Here is a 16,629-nt window from a genome sequence, read left to right on the forward strand (position 1 = left end):
GAGCATTTGCAAACCGGTGTCTCTCGTCCACCGAAACACGTTTATCGGGTTACGTAACGGGGCGCCTCGCGCCGTTCTGGACGAGTCGCTCTCCCGAAACATTTGCAAAGTGGTGTGGTTGGGGTCGCGCCGGAGTAGCGGTCGGCGGTTCGACTGTTCGAGGCGTCGGACCGGCGACTCGTGGCTCGGACCGGCGGCTCGTGGCTTCGGGCTGACGACCCATGGCTTCGGACCGGCGGCTCGTATCTTCAGGCCGTCGACTCGTGCCTTCGAAGGCCGGTTCGGCGGTTCGTGTCTGGGAGGCACCACCTGTCGTGAACCGCACAGTACTATTTACCGCCGCCGCCCACTCCACACCAGATGCTTCAGGGAGTCAACGTCGCGCTGGGGGTGTCGGGCAGTATCGCCGCGGTCAAAGTCGTGGAACTCGCCCACGAACTCCGGCGGCAGGGTGCGAGCGTCCGGGCAGTGATGACAGACAGCGCCCGCGGCATCCTCCACCCGTGGGCCGTCGAGTTCGCCACCGAATATCCGGTGGTCACCGAGATTACGGGCCGCGTCGAGCACGTCGAGCTCTGCGGCCGCGAGGGCTGGGCGGACGTGTTGCTCCTCGCGCCCGCGACGGCTAACACCGTCGGCAAAATCGCCGCCGCCGTCGACGACACGCCCGTGACGACGTGTGCGACCACCGCGCTCGGTGCGGGCCTCTCGGTCGTCGTCGCGCCCGCGATGCACGAACCGATGTACGACCACCCCGGCGTCCTCGACGCGATCGACCGCGTCGAGTCGTGGGGCGTTTCGTTCGTCGACCCGCGTATCGAGGAGGGGAAAGCGAAAATCGCCACCGAGGAGGCCATCGTCACCGACGTGGCGCGCGCGACGACCGAGCAGTCGCTGGCGGGAAAACGCGTCGTCGTCACCAGCGGCGCGACGAGCGAGCGAATCGACCCGATTCGCCTGCTGACGAACCGCGCGTCGGGCCGAACCGGCCGCGAAGTCGCCCGCGCCTGCTACGTCCGCGGAGCCGACGTGACGCTCGTCCACGACGGTCCGGAGGTCACCTACGCCACCGTCGAGCGCGTCGAGAGCGCCGCCGAGATGCTCGACGCCGTCGAAGTCGCCTGTGAGGATGCCGACGCCCTCGTCTCCGCCGCCGCCATCTCCGATTTCACCGTCTCCGCCGCAGACGAGAAGATTCGCTCCGGCGAGGCGCGGACGCTCGACCTGGAGCCGACGCCGAAGCTCGTCGACGCGGTCCGCGACGCGCACCCTGAACTCCCCATCGTCGGGTTCAAAGCCGAGACGACGGGCGACGACGAGTCGATGGTCGCCGAGGCGAAACGGATTCTCGACCGGGCGTCGCTGTCGTTCGTCGTCGCCAACGACGCGAGCGTGATGGGCGAGAACGCGACGCGGGCGCTGTTCGTCCGCGAGTCGGGTCGAACCGGCGAGTACGACGGCGACAAGACGGGACTCGGCGGGCGAGTCGCCGACGAACTCGCCGCGGAACTCGGAGAGTGACCGCAGTCGTCACTAAGCGCGACTGCCCGATCACTAAGCGCGACTGCCCGATCACTAAGCGCGACCTCAATGCCCCTGTGTGCGACCTCCGTGCCCCTGTGCGCGACTTCCATGTTACCGGGCGCAATCCTTATACCACCGAGCCCGACACCCATCTCACCGAGCACAACCTTGACCCCGACCGGTGGCGTCGGCCAGTGGCGACGGCCGGCGGCGCTTCGTCTCGATGAACTGCGCGCGTTATGACTCCCGAAAGCGAGGCAGAGATAAGAATAGTTTTGCGTTAACAGCTACTCGCTTCATACGATTAGCTAGCATGACGGGTCGAACACGCATAAGCGACTGTTGGCCTGCCAGCCGTCGTCGAATGGAGTGGAGAGACCGTGGCAGGTGAACCGGAGGCAGACGAGACCGGAGCGCGCGTACTGGTTCCCGTCGGCGAGTCGTCGACGCTGCGCAACACCGTCGCGTACGCCGTGCGGACCGCCCGCGAACGCGCCGCCGACGCCGACGGTTCCGCGGCCGTCCACTTCGTCTACCCGGCGCTGTGGCGGGCGGTCGAACCGACGCGCGCAGAGAAGTTCGAACGAGCCCGAGAGCTGCTCGACCGCGTCGAGATGTGGGCCCACGAGGACCTCGGCGACGACGACGGTGACGCGGCGGAACCGACCGTCGAGATAGAGACGGACGTCGTCGGCGCCGACGAGTATCTGTTCAGCCCCGCCGACTTCGCCCGCGTTCTCGTCTCGTACGCGAGAGAACACGACCTCGCCCGGGTCGTCGTCGACCCGGAGTACCAACCGGGCGGCAACGCGCCGATGCTCCGACCGCTGGAGTACGAACTGACGAAATCCGAGCTGCGCGTCGAGGAGGCACCCGTCGAACGGCCGACCCGTCGAGGGATGCTCGTCGGCCGCGAGAGTCTGACGCAGTATCTACTCGTCTTCGGCGCATCGTACCTCTTTTATCTCACACTCGGCGGTTTCAGTGGCACGTTCGACCTCGTCACGGGCGCGATAAGCGCCGCCATCGTCACGGTCGTACTCGGGAAAATCGCGCTGAAAGGGAAACCGAGCCCCCGCGCACTCCCCGGCGAACTCGGCCGACTCCTCCTCTACACGCCGTATCTCCTCTGGGAGATTGCGAAAGCGAACGTCGCGTTGGCGTACGTCATCCTCCACCCGCGGCTGCCCATCGACCCGAAGATGGTACAGTTCGAGGCGGCGGTGTGGAACGACCTCCCGGCGACGACCCTCGCAAACAGCATCACGCTCACGCCGGGGACGTTGACCGTCGAGGTGAGCCAGCGGGAGTTCTACATCCACTCGCTCACGCAGTCCGCACGCGAGGACCTCTTCGACGGTGCGCTGGAACGCGCCGTCAGATTCGTCTTCTACGGCCGCGCCGCAGCCCGAATCCCGAGTCCGAAGGAGCGCGGCGCGACGCGCGAGGAGCTCGGCGAAACGCCGAACGACTCGCTGACCACCGACGGGGGGACCGACCGATGAGCGGCATCGTCCTCGCCGCCGCAGGCGGTGCCGGCGACCCGGCGAATCTCACGCCCTTCATCACTGACGCCCTACTCGGAGCGGCGGCGGCGTTCGTCACACTCGCCATCGTCGTGCTCTACCGCGTCGCCAAGGGGCCGACGATGCAGGACCGCGTCATCGCCGTCAACGTCATCGGCTCGAACACCGTGGTCATCCTCGCGCTGTTGGCCGCGGCGTTCGGCGAACCCGGCTTCCTCGACGTGGCGCTGGTGTACGCGCTGTTGAACTTCCTGATGAGCATCGCCATCTCGAAGTTCACCGTCGAACGAGGGGGTGTCATATGACGCCAGTCGAGATTGCCGTCGCCGCGCTGCTCGGCGGCGCGACCTTCTTCGCCTTCGTCGCGGCCGTCGGCGTGCTTCGCCTGCCGGATCTCTACACGCGGGCGCACGCCGCCTCCAAGAGCGACACACTCGGCGCGGTGCTTGGTCTCGCGGCCGTCGCGGCCGTCTACGGTGCCGGAATTCCGACGGTGAAGGCGGTGTTCCTGCTCGTCTTCATGTTCGTGACGAACCCGACGGCGGCGCACGCCATCGCGCGCGCGGCCTACGACCAGGATATCCGCCCGTGGACGGTGGGAGACGCGGACCGGCCCGATCGCGGAAGCGATGTCGACCGGTCGCCCGAGGACGCCGACGGCTCCGAGTCGCTGGCGACCGACGGCGGCCCCACGTCGGAGACCGACCGCAGCGCGGCGGCCGCCGAGCGCGACGCCGAAGAGGGAGGTGACAGATGACGTTTACCCCCATCGAAGCGGTGACGCTCGTCTTCGTCATCGGCTGTGCGCTCACGGCCGCACTGCTTCGGGACGTGCTCGCGGCCATCATCGCGTCGGCCGCCTACAGCCTCGGTATCGCCGTCCTCTGGGTCGTCCTGCAGGCGCCCGACGTGGCGCTCACCGAGGCGGCCGTCGGCGCGGGCGTGATGACGCTCCTGCTCCTCCTGACTATCGCCAAGACGGTCAACCCCGACCGGGAGAGCCGGCTCGAGCGCGTCCGACTCCGGTCGCTCGTCGTCCTCGTCGCGTTCGCCGGCGTGTTGCTTGCGACGGTGCCGGCGCTGCCGGCCATCGGCGCGGCGGACTCGCCCGTCGTCGGCGGCGAGGTCACACAGTACTACCTCGACAACGCCTACGAGGAGACCGAGGTCGGAAACGCCGTGACCGCCGTGTTGGCCGCCTACCGTGGGTTCGACACCCTCGGCGAGGCGGTGGTGGTGTTCACCGCCGGCGTCGCGGTTCTGCTGGTGCTGCGCCGGGAGGTGTTCGTATGAGCGGCGACGACGCCCCCAGCGCCGCCTCGAACGGCGGGACCGCCGGCAACCGCATCACGCACAACGACGACCAGGTGCCGTACGTCGAGAGCACCATCATCATGACCACCGTCCGGACCGTCGCCCCGTTCATCCTGACGCTCGGCCTGTTCGTGATGTTCCACGGTGCGTCCTCGGCCGGCGGCGGCTTCCAGGGCGGTGCCATCGCCGGCACTGTCGTGCTGCTGCTCGCGTTCGCGTTCGGTATCGGTCCGGTCCGCGACTGGCTGAACCCGGCTGTCATCCTCGGCCTCATCGCCGTCGGCGTCGGGACGTTCCTCGCCATCGCATTCGGATCGTTGTTGTTCCCGAACGGCGCGTTCCTACAGTACTCCGCGTACCCCATCTCGCACGCGAGCGCCTACGGCATCGAACTGGTCGAACTCGGTATCGGCGCGGTCGTCGCCGGTATCATCGTCGGCCTGTTCTTCCTCATCGCCGCCGGGTTCGAGTTGGGTGAACCGATGGAGGACGAACAATGATCGCAGAGATTCTACTCACACGCTACAACTACGTCGTCGTCGCGCTGCTGCTGCCTATCGGTGCGTACATGATGGTCGAGAACCGGAACCTCGTCAAGAAGGTAATCGGCATGAACATCTTCCAGTCGGGCATCTTCCTGTTCTTCATCACGTCGGCGTACCGCGAGGGCGCGAGCCCGCCCATTGTCGGCAGCGGTGCCGAAGGAGCGACGTACGTCAGTCCGCTGCCGCACGTGCTCATCCTGACGGCCATCGTCGTCGGGGTGAGCCTGACGGCGGTAGCGCTGGCGCTCGTCGTCCGCATCTACACCGAGTACGGCACGCTCGACGAAGTGAACCTCCGGGAGGTGCGCGCAGATGAGTGACCTGCTTGCGCTTCTGGTCGCCGTTCCGATTCTGGGCGCGCTGCTCGCGCTCGTCGTCGGCTACAAGTTCGAACGGGTCGGATGGGGCGTGACGCTCGTCACCTCGCTGGTGCACACCGCGTTGGCGGGAACCGTCGCCGCACGGGTGTACACCGGCGGTTCTCCGCTGGACTACACCGTCGGCGGCTTCCAGCCACCGTTCGGTATCGAACTCGTCGTCGACGGTCTCAACGCCGCCGTCGTCGTCTTGGTCGCGGCCGTCGCCCTCGGCGTGCTCGCCTACGCGCGCCGCGCCGGTCCCCACTCGCCGGCGTTCTACACCGGCTACCTGCTGTTGGTCGCCGGGCTCTCGGGGATGAGCATCACCGGAGACATGTTCAACCTCTACGTCTTCCTCGAAATCACCGGTCTCGCCGCCTACGCGCTGGTGGCGACCGGCGACGACGGGCGCTCGGCCGTCGGCGCGCTGAAGTACCTCCTCGTGGGGACCGTCGGCGCGTCGCTGTTCCTCGTCGGCATCGGCTACGCCTTCGTCGCCACGGGGACGCTCAACATGGCCGACCTCGCCGAGAAAATCGCCGGCGTCGGCTACGGGTCGACGCTCGTCCGGGCCTCGTTCGCGTTCGTCGTGACCGGCCTGGCCGTCAAGACGGCTTTGTACCCGCTGCACTCCTGGCAACCGGAGGCGTACGCGAGCGCCCCCGACAGCATCAGCGCGCTCATCTCGGCGCTCGTTTCGACGGTGTCGGCGTACGCGCTCGCGCGAGTGATTTACAGCGTCTACACCGTCGACTTCCTCGCCTCCGTCGCCTACGCCCGCGAGTTCGTCCTCGCGTTGGCCGGCGTCAGCATCGTCGCCGGGAGCGTCCTCGCGGTGATGCAGAGCGAGCTCAAGCGGATGCTCGCGTACTCGTCGGTGTCGCAGTTCGGCCTTGTCGTCGCCGCCTTCGCCATCGCCAACGAGGCGGCGGTGACGGGCGGTCTCGTCCACCTCGTCGGCCACGCCGTGATGAAAGGCGGCCTGTTCCTCGCGGTGGGTGCCATCGCGGCGCGGACGGGCGTGCGATACGTCGAACAGTTCGACGGCCTCGCCGCCCGTGCGCCGCTTCTCAGCGCCGCGTTCGCGGTGCTGTCGCTGTCGATGGTGGGCGTGCCGCCCGCGGTCGGTTTCGTCGGCAAGTGGTACATCGCCCTCGGTGCGATTCAAGCGCAGTCGTGGCCCATCGCGGTCGTCATCCTGCTGAGCACGCTGCTGACGCTGGCGTACTTCCTGCGCCTCATCGAGCGGATGTACTTCCGCTCGGCCGCGCCGACGGAGACGCCCGCCGACTCGCCGACCGGAACCGGTGCGGCGGCCGTCGCCGACGGGGGTGAGACGAGCGGTGCGGACGACGACGAACCGCCCACCCTCGGCAGAGGTGACGACGCCGACTTCGTCGGCCCGTCCGTCGGGATGGTCGCCGTCGTGGTCGTCGCGGCGGCGTTGGCCGTCGGACTCGGCCCGCTGGTCTCCGCCTTCGAACCGCTGCTCGACCCGACCCTCGAACTCCTACTCCAGCCATGACTGATATCCCATCACTCAGACCGCTCGCGGCGGTCGCCGTTCCGGCGGTCGCCATCGCCTTCATCTACGCGTCGAACCGCCGGCCGAACGTCCGTGAGGCGTGGACGCTGCTCGCCGCCGCCTCGACGTTCGTCATCGTGGCGAGCATGGTGCCGCGCACGCTCGCGGGCGACACCTACGTGACCAATCTCGGGGCGTTCGTCCCGATCGGCGACGAGACCGTCGCGTTCGCCCTGCAGGCGGACGCGCTCGGGATGCTGTTCGGCCTGCTGGCGAGTCTGTTGTGGCTCGTCACCAGTTTCTACAGCATCGGCTACATGCGCGGCCTGCACGAACACGCCCAGACCCGGTACTTCGCGGCGTTCGCCGCCAGCGTGGCCAGCGCCGTCGGCGTCGCGTTCGCCGCGAACCTGCTCGTGTTGTTCGTCTTCTACGAACTGCTGACGGTGGCGACCTACCCGCTCGTCGGCCACGACGAGACGGCCGAGTCGCGCGCGGCCGGTCGGAAGTATCTGGCCTACACCTTCGGCGGCGGCGTCGCCGTCCTCGCCGGGACTGTTCTCGTCTACGTGCTCGCCGGGAGCGTGACGTTCACACCCGGCGGCATCGAGGGCCTCGCCTCCGCAGACCCGACGCTCGGCCGCGCGGCGTTCGCACTGCTCACGCTCGGCTTCGGCGTCAAGGCGGCGCTGATGCCCGTCCACTCGTGGCTGCCGGACGCGATGGTCGCGCCGACGCCCGTCTCGGGTCTCCTACACGCGGTGGCCGTCGTCAAATCCGGCGTGTTCGGTATCGCCCGCCTCGTCCTCGAGGTGTTCGGTCCCGAGACGGTCGGGAGCCTCGGCGTCGGCGTTCCGCTGGCGGCGGTCGCCGCCTTCACGCTGCTGACGGCGAGCGTCATCGCGCTCCGACAGGACAACCTCAAGCGCCGCCTCGCGTACTCGACGGTGAGCCAGCTGTCGTACATCGTCCTCGGCCTCGGTATCGGCGCGTCACTCGGCGGCGATCCCGCGAGGTACGCGCTCATCGGGGGTCTGCTGCACATCCCCGCCCACGCGTTCATGAAGCTCACGCTGTTTTTCTGTGCGGGTATCATCCACGTCGAGACCCACACCGACGACATCAGCGACATGGCCGGCATCGGCAGGCGGATGCCGCTGACGATGACCGCCTTCGGCGTCGCCGCCGCCGGGATGGCGGGCATCCCGCTCGTCGCCGGCTTCGTCAGCAAGTTCTACCTGCTCGTCGGCACCGCCTCCGGCGGTGAAGTCGCCTTCACCGTCGCGCTGCTGGTCTCCGGCGTGCTGAACATCGCGTACTTCTGGCCGGTCGTCTACCAGGCGTTCTTCGAGAGCGAGACGCCCGGCGGCCACGACCGGAAACCGCTCGTCGAACACCGCTACGGCGGTCGGGCGGACATCGCCGCCGACGGGGGGAAACGCCACGGCGACGAGAGCGCGGACGTCGGCGACGGCTCCGCGCTGGCCGGCGACGCCAGCGCCGGGGCCCGCGCGAACGAGATCCAGAAACCCGCGGACCCGACCGGCGAGTACGCCGTCGACCGCAATCCGAGCGACCACACGAAACAGGGCGGCGAACTCGGCGACGGGGCCGAGGAGATGGCCGACCGCGACGCGCAGGGCGAAGCGGACCACGACCACCACCACCAAGGCGGCCCGCCGACCGGCGGCTGGGAGCGCCGTAGCTGGCTCGGCGGCGAGAGCACGTGGTTCATGCTCGGTCCGATTCTGACGGCCGCGACCGGGTCCGTCGTACTCGGCCTCGTGCCGGGTCGGGCGGTGTTCCTGCAGATCGTCGAACAGGTGGTCACGGCGGCGACGACTGCGACCGCCGCCGCGACGATGGGGGTGTTGTTCTGATGGAGGCGTTGACGGCGATACCGCCGTTCGTCTACGTGCTCGTCGCCGCGCTGCTGTTGCCGGTCGTCCCCCGACGGGTCGGCCACGCGCTCGGCGTCGTGGCGACGGGCGTCGTCGTCCCCATCGCGCTCCTGACGCCGGAGGGGACGTACTGGGTGACCCAGCTGTTCGGCTTCGAGGTCGCGCTGTTCAACGTCGACGAGTTCTCCCGGCTGATGGGCATCATCTTCGGCTTCATCGGCGCGATTGCAGTGCTGTACTCGTACGCCAGCGACGCCTCGAACAAGCAGACCGCTTACGCGCTGTCGTACGCCGGTACCAGCATCGGTGCGGTGTTCGCCGGCGACTGGCTCACGCTCGTGTTCTTCTGGGAGCTGATGGCCGTGACGAGCACGCTCCTCGTCTGGGACTACGGCGGGAAGGCCGTCCGGGCGGGTTTCCGATACGCCGTGCTGCACGGCATCGGCGGCAGTCTCGTCCTCGCGGCCATCGTCTGGCACTACGCCGAAGTGGGCTCGTTCCTCTTCGGCGCCTCGACAGGTATCGTCGGCGGTGGACCTGCGGTGCTGGCGCTCGCGGCCGTCGGTATCGGCGTCAACGTCGGCTTCGTCGGCCTGCACGCGTGGCTGCCCGACACTTACCCGCGGCCGCACGTCGCCGCCAGCGTCTTCCTCTGCGTCTACACGACGAAGACCGGCGTCTACGCGATGTACCGCGCGTTCCCGGAGGGTCACCTCTGGCTCGCCTACATGGGCGCGGCGATGGCCGTCTTCGGCGCGACGATGGCGGTGCTGCAGAAGGATATGCGCCGTCTCCTCTCGTACCACATCCAGTCGCAGGTCGGCTACATGATTGCGGGCGTCGGTATCGGAACGACGCTGGCGACGGCGGGCGCGTTCGGCCACGTGTTCAACCACATCCTCTACAAGAGCCTGCTGTTCATGACCGTCGGCGTCGTCATCTACCGGACCGGCGAGGAGAGTCTGAAGTACGTCGGCGGCCTCGCCCGGAAGATGCCCGTCACGACGGCGACGTTCGTCATCGCGGCGCTCTCCATCGCGGGCTTCCCCGGCTTCAACGGCTTCGTCAGCAAGGGGATGATCATCGCCGAGGCGCACTACAAGCATCTCGACCTCGTCTGGTATCTGCTGCTGGCGGGGGGCGTCGGCACGTTCCTCTCGTTCATCAAACTCGGCTACTACGCCTTCTACGAGGGGAGCTACGACGGTCCGGTCCACGACGCGAACCGACTCCAGATGGTCGGGATGGTGAGCGTCGCCGCGCTCTGCGTCGTCTACGGTCTCTTCCCGGACGCGCTGTTCGCCATCCTCCCCGGCAACGAGGGCGGGTTCGACTACACGACGTACACGGTCGGCCACATCCAGGAGGGACTGATTCTGGCCGCGCTCGGCGTTGTCGGCTTCGCCATCCTCAAGAAACCGCTCGACCGTCTCGGTCAGGTGCCGGACATCGACGCCGTCTACAACCCGCTCGCGTTCTACGGGACGCGCGGACTGGTCCGCGGCGTCACCGAGACGTACGCGGCCGTCGACCGCGCGGCCGTCGCCGCCGCCTCGGGCGTCACCTGGGCGGTCAGCGATCCGAAGGACGCGCTCAGACGCGCGTCGGGACGGACCGCCACCGACGAGAGCGGCAACCCGTCGTGGCCCGTCTCGCTTCGCGCGGGTATCGGGACGAGCATCCTCCTCCTGACCGCCGTCGTGACGGTCGGTGTCGGACTGCTCATCGCCGCCTGAGCGAGCGGCGCTGAGACCGCCATCTTCGACGGGTTCGGTCGAATCCGACCCGTGCCACCGACCCCCGAACGACCGCCGAACCACCAGCATTTATCCCGGCCCGCGGAAACTGTCGGCATGGACCAGTTGCGGCAGTCGCTGTGCGACGCGCCCATCATCGAGAAAGGCGAGTACGAGTACTTCGTCCACCCCATCAGCGACGGCGTCCCGATGCTCGAACCGAGTCTGCTGCGCGAGATCGTCATCAAGATCATCCGCAAGGCGGAACTGGAGAACGTCGACAAGATCGTGACGCCCGCGGCGATGGGCATCCACATCTCGACGGCCGTCTCGTTGATGACCGACATCCCGCTCGTCGTCATTCGCAAGCGCCAGTACGGCCTCGACGGCGAGGTACCGCTGTTTCAGGAGACGGGCTATTCCGAGAGCGAGATGTACATCAACGACGTCGAGGCTGGCGACCGGGTGCTCGTTCTCGACGACGTGCTCTCGACCGGCGGCACGATGAAAGCGATTCTCGACGCGCTCACGAACGACGTCCGCGCGAACGTCGTCGACGTGGTCGCGGTCATCAAGAAGGCCGGCCCGAACGAGCTCGACGACACCGACTACGACGTGAAGACGCTCATCAACGTCACCGTCGAGGACGGCGAGGTCGTCATCGTCGACGAACACGGCGACGGATAGACGACGGACGCCGCCACGCGGCGCTCGACCGCGGCGAGGTGAGCGGTCGAAGACTGCTTTTTTATCCAATCGGTTGCGAGTGGCGGTATGGCGCACGCGAACCCGCGGAATCTCATCAGTACGGTCCTCCTCGTCACCGGAGCGCTCGTCTTCGGCGAGGCGCTCCATCAGTCGGTCGTCACGGGGGAAGCGTCGCTGTTCTCACAGCCGATTCTGCTCGCGCTGGGACTCGGGACGGTGCTCATCGTCCTCGGCTACTGGGTTCGCGTCCCGGCGGAGGAGCTGACGAGCGACGTGTCGTCGCCGACGCGACCGGACGCCGACGACAGTTCCGCGGGCAAGCCAACCCCGGACGCAGACTCCGAGTACGACCCGCGACTGAGTCCGCTGGGCAACACTCCCTCCGACACCCGCGACCGACCGCTCGCCGACGACCAGCAGGCCGCCGACACCGACGGCGGACGGTCCGAAGACGGCGACGCCGCAGCCGACCGCTCCGAGACGAACGGTCGCTCCGAGACGGACGGACGTCCCGAGTAAGCGACGTGACTCGGCGCGCGGGAGACCCGATGAGACCGACGGGCGAGGCGGACTCGCCGTCCGTGTGAACTCATAGCGCGGGATATATATGATATCACCACAATGAACGCACGATTACCATGTCGCTCAAACATCGGGTCCCGCCGAGGCTGCAGCAGCCGGTCGGCCTCGCCTCCCTGGGGCTGACGCTCGTGGGCGCGGTCATCGGATACATCCTCACGATGCTCGGAATCACCCTCTACTTCGGCCTCAACGGCCTCGGTGACGCCATCACCACCGTCGACTCGTTCGCCGTTATCGGAACCGGTCTCGTCTGCCTCGCCGCCGGATACGCCGGCTGGCGCGGCTTCATGACGTTCGCCTACTGAGATGCCCATCGATATCCGCGACCACCCCGACGCGCCGAATCTCGACGCGCTGGGTGATCTAACGCTCGAACCGGTGCCCGCCGAGGAGATCCGTCGTCGTCTCGACGACGGCGACGAACTGTTGGAGGACCAACTCCGCGAACGCGACGACGTCGACGCGTACGTCGAGTTGAATCGCCGGTCGCAGGGCGGCGAGTACGGCGACATCGGCACCGCGCTCTACCGACTCGTCCAACTGTTCGGCACACCGCAGGTCCCCGGATACGAGGCCGGAGGCGACCTCCGCGAGCGGACCGACGAGACGTTCAAGTACCTCTTTCGCGTCGGCACCGACGCCGAGGACCTCCCCGACGAGTGGCTCGTCACCGTCCACGACTGGCACGTCGACCTGGGCGTCTGTCTCGCCGGATGGGCATCCGACAACGTAGAGCCCGCCGAGATGGAGACGGCGGTCGGACTCGTCTCGCTCGCCCTCGTGACGAACGTCGTCACCGAACCCGTCCAGTGCGAGTACAAAGACATCTGGTACTGATGCCGAGCGAGTACGCGTGAGCCTGGAAAAACTGGAGGAACGCGCGTATCGGTGGTACCAAAGCGGCGTCAACCGGACACTTCTCATCTTCGGACTCGCGGTGACGTTGGCCGTCGTCAGTCTCGGGAGCTTCTTCGTCACCGACGACGGCGTCTCGCGCTTCGAGATCTCGCTCGTGCTCGTCTCGACGGGACTGATTATCTACGGGAGCATCGAGAGCGGCTTCGAGTGAGCGTCGACAGCGACGTTCGTCCGGTAGCCTCGGTGCGCGTTCGACGTTCGTCACACCGTCTCGGTGGGGTTCACCGCTCGCCGTTTACCGCCTGTAGTGCATCGCCGCGAACGCGATGCTGATGGCGACGACGAGCAGGCCGCCGAAGACGGGGACGATAGCGCCTTCGCCGTAGTACCCCGCGTAGAACCCGCCGTAGGAGAGCGCGACGAACGTCGGAACCGACAGCAGAAAGAACAGCGAGGAGAGGTAGCTCGCCACCGTCGGATCCTCGTTGTGGCCGGCGTACGTCCCGCGCTCGCGCGTCGAGCGCTCGCGAGTCGGAATGTCCTTCGACATAGCCGTCCGTTCCGGTCGGGTAGTGATAGGTTCGTCGCTCCGGCCGACCGCTACGACCGGAACGTTCCGTCGACGACGACGGCGCTCAGATAGCCGACGAACAGCTGCGGAATCAGACTGGCGAACACCAGTCGCGCGATCTCTTCGCGGAGAATCGACTGAATCAGCAGGTCTCGCGCGACCGGGTCGTACGACAGCAGCCACAGCGGTGCGAGCGCCGCGGCGACGTACAACGCCGTCGAGAAGACGAGTGCGACGAGGAACGCTCTGACGCTCTCGCCGAGGTCACGGCTGAGAACGTGGACGTACGCACCGCCGAGAAGGCCGGCGACGAACGGAACCCACGCCGGAACCGCTGCGACCATCTGCGAGCGGTTGACGCCGTACGCCGCCAGCGCGACGAGGAGACCGGTGGCGATACCGACACCGACGAAACGCAGTTGGTCGGCTGCGGGAGAGACGCGCGCGGAGCGTCGCGCGGCGTCGCCCCGCGCGGCCGACTCGGACGCGGCGTTCGAGTCGCCGCTACCCACCGTTGGTCACCCCGAACGCGATGCGTACGTTCTCGATGTAACCGACGAGTTCGCCGCCCACGCGGAGACGGTCCTCCTCGATGGCCGCTCGCGTCTCCTCGGCTCTGCCGTCGACGAGTTCGACGGTGACGGTGAACGTCGTCGCCTCTCCCGGTGCGAGCACGGCGTCGGAGAGCGACTGCGTGCCGTACTGGGTGAGTTCCCCGTCGCCGCTTCGGCCGACCACCTGAGCGCTCGATAGCGTCAGCGCCTTGCTGGTCGGATTCTCCGCGCGGATCGTGACTTCGAGCAGTTCGCCGTCGTCGTCGACGCCGAGGTCCGTTACCGTGGCGTCGATGGTGTCACTCCGTGCGACCGCTAACTGCGTCTGAAACGTCGCACCGAACAGCGCCGCGGTCAGCGCGAGCACGACGACGAACGAGACGACCGTCGGCGAACGCAGGCGTGAGCGGAGGTGCGAACGGAGGGCTGGTGCCACGAGTTACTCCGCGTGCGGGGTTGCGGGGGTCCGCTCGGCGTCGTCGCCCTCGTAGAGGTGACAGGCGACCCGTCGTCGGTCGAGCGGCCGCGGTCTCGGCACCTCGTTCGCACAGACCGTCGTGAGCGCGTCCAACTCCGTTACGGCACCCACTCTGTCGCCGTCGAGGTAGATGCGCGTCGCCGACCGCAGCGACGATTCGATCTCCGGCGGGAGGTCGAGCTCGTCGACGTCGACGCCCATTCCGGTACCGCGTAGTTCGGAGCTGTGACGGTACTCCTCCGGTACGTCGAGGGCGAGACCCAGACTGAGCATCCGTTCGACGGCGTCGTCGCCGTCGAACTCCTCGCGCTCGAACTCCGCCTCCCGGAGGCGTATCTTGTACTGATACGCGCGGCGGAAAGCGTCCTGGCTCCCGCGCCAGTCGTCCGGCGGGATGATGTGGGCGCACCGCGGGTGGTACCGACATCCCGACGGCGGGTTCCGCGGACTCGGCACCTCGCCGGTGGCGTTGGCACGGCGGCGCTCCTCGGCGATCTCCACGTCGGGAACCGCGTCGAACAACGCCTTCGTGTACGGGTGTTTCGGGTCCTCGACGAGGTCGTCGGTCGGCCCCTGCTCGATGACGTTGCCGAGGTACATGATGGCCGTCCGGTCGCACATGTAGCGGATGAGCGAGAGGTCGTGGCTGATGAAGACGTACGTCAGGTCGTACTTGTTCTGCAGTTCCTTCATCAGGTTCAACACGCCGGCGCGGATGGAGACGTCGAGCATCGACACCGGCTCGTCGGCGACGACGAAGTCGGGGTCGACGACGAGCGCGCGGGCGATGGCGACGCGCTGGCGCTCGCCGCCGGAGAGCTCGTCCGGGAAGGCGTCGAGGTACACCTCGGCGGGCCCGAGACCCACGTCGTTGAGCACCGTCTTCACGCGTTCGCGGCGCTCGTCGTAGGAGTCGGTCATCCCGTTTATCTGCAGCGGCTCCGCGATGGCGTCGAACACCGTCATCCGGGGGTTGAGACTCTCGAAGGGGTCCTGGAAGATCATCTGGACGCGCTGGCGGAACTCGCGTTCCTCCTCGCGGCTCAGATTCGAGATGTTCTTGCCGTCGAAGCGGATCTCGCCGTCGGTCGGCTCGTACAGTTTGACGAGCAGTTTGCCGAGCGTCGTCTTCCCGCACCCTGATTCGCCGGCGATACCGACGATGTCGCCCTTCTGGATGGAGAGGTCGACCCCCTCGACGGCGCGGACCGGTTGCGCTTCGCGCCCGAGGACGGTGTCCAGGATGCCCCGGGTCATGTCGAACCACTTGTGGACGTTCTCGATTTCGACTAGTGACTCTGCGTTGCGGTTTCCTTCCATGTTTCCTCCTTCATCGACTGCGTTCGTATCTCGTCCAGTTCGTCACTGCGGTAACACGCCGACCCGTGACGGCGGTCGTCCATCGACTCCTGCAGTCGCCCGGTCTCCTCGACGGCGGCGATGTCGTACATCGGCGGGTGGCTCCGCTCGCAGTCCTCGACGGCGAACGGACACCGCTTGCGGAACCGACAGCCGGGGTCGGGGTCGCGCAGGTGCGGCGGCGACCCCGGGATGGAGACGAGCTGTTGCTGTTTCTGCGTGATGGTCGGGAACGAGTTCTTCAGCCCGAGCGTGTAGGGGTTCGCCGTCTCGCGGAAGATGTCGTCGCGCGTGCCGCGCTCCATGATCTTCCCGCCGTACATGACGGCCATCCGGTCGCAGATCTCGGCCATGACGCTGATGTCGTGGCTGATGACGAGAATGGAGACGCCGAACTCCTCCTGAATCTTCTCCAGTTCCTCCAGGATGCGGTCCTGGATGATGACGTCGAGCGCCGTCGTCGGTTCGTCGGCGATGAGCAGGCTCGGGTTGCACGCCATCGCCATGGCGATGACCGCGCGCTGTTTCATCCCGCCGGAGAACTCGTGGGCGTAGTCGTCGGCGCGCTCGGGGTCGATGCCGACGCGTTCGAGCAGGTCGCGGGCGCGCTCGTCGGCTTCGCGCTTCGTCGTCTGCGGTTCGTGTCGGAGGATGGCCTCGACGATCTGGTCGCCCACCTTGTAGACGGGGTTGAGCGCGTTCATCGCGCTCTGGGGGATGAGCGCCACGTCGCGCCAGCGGATGTCCCGAATCTGTGAGTCTGTCAGCTGCGCGAGGTCGGTCATCCCGTCGGCGCGGACCGGGTAGCGGTCGTCGTCGATGATCTCCTGTCTGGGACTGCCGTTGCCGTCTTCCCACTGCGGGAGCGTTCCGTCGAACCACATCTCGCCGCTTTCGATGTAGCCGTTCGAGTCCAGGAGGTGGAGGATGCTCTTTGCGAGCGTCGTCTTGCCACAGCCGGACTCGCCGACGAGGCCGTACGTTTCACCCGCGTCGACGGTGAAATTCGCGCCGTCGACGGCGTGGACGTCCGCGTCTTCGACTGCGTATCGTATCGAGAGGTCGTTTACTTCCAGTAGCGTCATTTGA

The 16,629-nt window shown here is 67.3% G+C and carries 19 protein-coding genes and 1 pseudogene; 15 read left to right on the forward strand and 5 right to left on the reverse strand.

Annotation, left to right across the window (positions count from 1 at the left end; all coding sequences use genetic code 11):
- Positions 1-360: 360 nt before the first annotated feature.
- The 15 genes and pseudogenes from coaBC to LAQ73_RS02280 all read left to right on the forward strand — a co-directional run bounded on the left by coaBC (position 361) and on the right by LAQ73_RS02280 (position 12,789).
- Positions 361-1,521, forward strand: coding sequence for a bifunctional phosphopantothenoylcysteine decarboxylase/phosphopantothenate--cysteine ligase CoaBC (gene coaBC, locus LAQ73_RS02210; protein WP_224269625.1), 1,161 nt, complete (start codon positions 361-363; stop codon positions 1,519-1,521).
- Between the two features lie 383 nt (positions 1,522-1,904).
- Positions 1,905-3,029 (forward strand): monovalent cation/H+ antiporter subunit E, encoded by a 1,125-nt coding sequence (locus LAQ73_RS02215; protein WP_224269626.1) that lies wholly within the window; start codon positions 1,905-1,907, stop codon positions 3,027-3,029.
- A complete protein-coding gene (locus LAQ73_RS02220; RefSeq protein ID WP_224269627.1) occupies positions 3,026-3,355 on the forward strand; it encodes a cation:proton antiporter in 330 nt (109 codons plus the stop codon). The genes LAQ73_RS02215 and LAQ73_RS02220 overlap by 4 nt, the downstream gene beginning before the upstream one ends.
- A pseudogene (gene mnhG / locus LAQ73_RS02225) lies at positions 3,352-3,660 on the forward strand (monovalent cation/H(+) antiporter subunit G); the annotation flags it as partial. The gene LAQ73_RS02220 and the pseudogene mnhG, both read left to right, overlap by 4 nt.
- A 143-nt stretch (positions 3,661-3,803) precedes the next feature.
- The gene (locus LAQ73_RS02230; protein WP_224269628.1) at positions 3,804-4,343 is read left to right on the forward strand and encodes a DUF4040 domain-containing protein; all 540 of its coding nucleotides are present in this window, start codon (positions 3,804-3,806) and stop codon (positions 4,341-4,343) included.
- Complete coding sequence (locus tag LAQ73_RS02235; protein ID WP_224269629.1) at positions 4,340-4,864, forward strand: MnhB domain-containing protein; 525 nt, start codon at positions 4,340-4,342, stop codon at positions 4,862-4,864. The genes LAQ73_RS02230 and LAQ73_RS02235 overlap by 4 nt, the downstream gene beginning before the upstream one ends.
- Positions 4,864-5,229 carry a cation:proton antiporter subunit C gene (locus LAQ73_RS02240; protein ID WP_345778397.1) on the forward strand — a complete coding sequence of 122 codons (366 nt, stop codon included), beginning with the start codon at positions 4,864-4,866 and terminating at the stop codon, positions 5,227-5,229. Before LAQ73_RS02235 ends, LAQ73_RS02240 begins: the two co-directional genes overlap by 1 nt.
- A complete protein-coding gene (locus LAQ73_RS02245) occupies positions 5,222-6,793 on the forward strand; it encodes a monovalent cation/H+ antiporter subunit D family protein (RefSeq protein WP_224269631.1) in 1,572 nt (523 codons plus the stop codon). The genes LAQ73_RS02240 and LAQ73_RS02245 overlap by 8 nt, the downstream gene beginning before the upstream one ends.
- Positions 6,790-8,673, forward strand: coding sequence for a cation:proton antiporter (locus tag LAQ73_RS02250; protein WP_224269632.1), 1,884 nt, complete (start codon positions 6,790-6,792; stop codon positions 8,671-8,673). Before LAQ73_RS02245 ends, LAQ73_RS02250 begins: the two co-directional genes overlap by 4 nt.
- Positions 8,673-10,430: a Na(+)/H(+) antiporter subunit D gene (locus LAQ73_RS02255; RefSeq protein ID WP_224269633.1), complete on the forward strand. Its 1,758-nt coding sequence runs from the start codon at positions 8,673-8,675 to the stop codon at positions 10,428-10,430. The genes LAQ73_RS02250 and LAQ73_RS02255 overlap by 1 nt, the downstream gene beginning before the upstream one ends.
- Positions 10,431-10,547: 117 nt before the next feature.
- A complete protein-coding gene (gene hpt / locus LAQ73_RS02260; RefSeq protein WP_224269634.1) occupies positions 10,548-11,117 on the forward strand; it encodes a hypoxanthine/guanine phosphoribosyltransferase in 570 nt (189 codons plus the stop codon).
- An 87-nt stretch (positions 11,118-11,204) separates the two neighbouring features.
- Positions 11,205-11,657 carry a P-loop NTPase family protein gene (locus LAQ73_RS02265; RefSeq protein WP_224269635.1) on the forward strand — a complete coding sequence of 151 codons (453 nt, stop codon included), beginning with the start codon at positions 11,205-11,207 and terminating at the stop codon, positions 11,655-11,657.
- A gap of 119 nt (positions 11,658-11,776) precedes the next feature.
- Positions 11,777-12,025: a hypothetical protein gene (locus LAQ73_RS02270; protein ID WP_224269636.1), complete on the forward strand. Its 249-nt coding sequence runs from the start codon at positions 11,777-11,779 to the stop codon at positions 12,023-12,025.
- Between the two features lies 1 nt (position 12,026).
- Entirely contained in the window at positions 12,027-12,557 is a 531-nt protein-coding gene (locus LAQ73_RS02275) for a hypothetical protein (protein WP_224269637.1), read from the forward strand.
- 16 nt (positions 12,558-12,573) lie between these two features.
- A complete protein-coding gene (locus LAQ73_RS02280) occupies positions 12,574-12,789 on the forward strand; it encodes a hypothetical protein (protein ID WP_224269638.1) in 216 nt (71 codons plus the stop codon).
- 84 nt (positions 12,790-12,873) lie between these two features.
- Here the strand turns inward: LAQ73_RS02280 and LAQ73_RS02285 are convergent, their stop codons facing one another.
- The 5 genes from LAQ73_RS02285 to LAQ73_RS02305 are packed head-to-tail and all read right to left on the reverse strand — an operon-like array spanning position 12,874 to position 16,625.
- The gene (locus LAQ73_RS02285) at positions 12,874-13,128 is read right to left on the reverse strand and encodes a hypothetical protein (RefSeq protein WP_224269639.1); all 255 of its coding nucleotides are present in this window, start codon (positions 13,126-13,128) and stop codon (positions 12,874-12,876) included.
- Positions 13,129-13,178: 50 nt separating this feature from the next.
- A complete protein-coding gene (locus tag LAQ73_RS02290; RefSeq protein WP_224269640.1) occupies positions 13,179-13,661 on the reverse strand; it encodes a hypothetical protein in 483 nt (160 codons plus the stop codon).
- A complete protein-coding gene (locus LAQ73_RS02295; RefSeq protein WP_224269641.1) occupies positions 13,654-14,139 on the reverse strand; it encodes a hypothetical protein in 486 nt (161 codons plus the stop codon). The genes LAQ73_RS02290 and LAQ73_RS02295 overlap by 8 nt, the downstream gene beginning before the upstream one ends.
- Before the next feature lie 3 nt (positions 14,140-14,142).
- Complete coding sequence (locus LAQ73_RS02300) at positions 14,143-15,501, reverse strand: ABC transporter ATP-binding protein (RefSeq protein WP_224269642.1); 1,359 nt, start codon at positions 15,499-15,501, stop codon at positions 14,143-14,145.
- Positions 15,471-16,625: an ABC transporter ATP-binding protein gene (locus LAQ73_RS02305; protein ID WP_224269643.1), complete on the reverse strand. Its 1,155-nt coding sequence runs from the start codon at positions 16,623-16,625 to the stop codon at positions 15,471-15,473. Before LAQ73_RS02305 ends, LAQ73_RS02300 begins: the two co-directional genes overlap by 31 nt.
- Positions 16,626-16,629: the final 4 nt, after the last annotated feature.

The sequence above is a fragment of the Haloprofundus salinisoli genome (genome assembly GCF_020097815.1).
In the GTDB taxonomy this organism is placed as follows: Archaea; Halobacteriota; Halobacteria; order Halobacteriales; family Haloferacaceae; genus Haloprofundus; species Haloprofundus salinisoli.

Bases quoted from the DNA above. Each gene is read 5' to 3' on its own strand.
- coaBC (WP_224269625.1), top strand. From the start codon at position 361: ATGCTTCAGGGAGTCAACGTCGCGCTGGGGGTGTCGGGCAGTATCGCC.
- LAQ73_RS02220 (WP_224269627.1), top strand. From the start codon at position 3,026: ATGAGCGGCATCGTCCTCGCCGCCGCAGGCGGTGCCGGCGACCCGGCG.
- LAQ73_RS02230 (WP_224269628.1), top strand. From the start codon at position 3,804: ATGACGTTTACCCCCATCGAAGCGGTGACGCTCGTCTTCGTCATCGGC.
- LAQ73_RS02235 (WP_224269629.1), top strand. From the start codon at position 4,340: ATGAGCGGCGACGACGCCCCCAGCGCCGCCTCGAACGGCGGGACCGCC.
- LAQ73_RS02245 (WP_224269631.1), top strand. From the start codon at position 5,222: ATGAGTGACCTGCTTGCGCTTCTGGTCGCCGTTCCGATTCTGGGCGCG.
- LAQ73_RS02250 (WP_224269632.1), top strand. From the start codon at position 6,790: ATGACTGATATCCCATCACTCAGACCGCTCGCGGCGGTCGCCGTTCCG.
- LAQ73_RS02255 (WP_224269633.1), top strand. From the start codon at position 8,673: ATGGAGGCGTTGACGGCGATACCGCCGTTCGTCTACGTGCTCGTCGCC.
- hpt (WP_224269634.1), top strand. From the start codon at position 10,548: ATGGACCAGTTGCGGCAGTCGCTGTGCGACGCGCCCATCATCGAGAAA.
- LAQ73_RS02265 (WP_224269635.1), top strand. From the start codon at position 11,205: ATGGCGCACGCGAACCCGCGGAATCTCATCAGTACGGTCCTCCTCGTC.
- LAQ73_RS02270 (WP_224269636.1), top strand. From the start codon at position 11,777: ATGTCGCTCAAACATCGGGTCCCGCCGAGGCTGCAGCAGCCGGTCGGC.
- LAQ73_RS02275 (WP_224269637.1), top strand. From the start codon at position 12,027: ATGCCCATCGATATCCGCGACCACCCCGACGCGCCGAATCTCGACGCG.
- LAQ73_RS02285 (WP_224269639.1), bottom strand. From the start codon at position 13,128: ATGTCGAAGGACATTCCGACTCGCGAGCGCTCGACGCGCGAGCGCGGG.
- LAQ73_RS02300 (WP_224269642.1), bottom strand. From the start codon at position 15,501: ATGGAAGGAAACCGCAACGCAGAGTCACTAGTCGAAATCGAGAACGTC.
- LAQ73_RS02305 (WP_224269643.1), bottom strand. From the start codon at position 16,625: ATGACGCTACTGGAAGTAAACGACCTCTCGATACGATACGCAGTCGAA.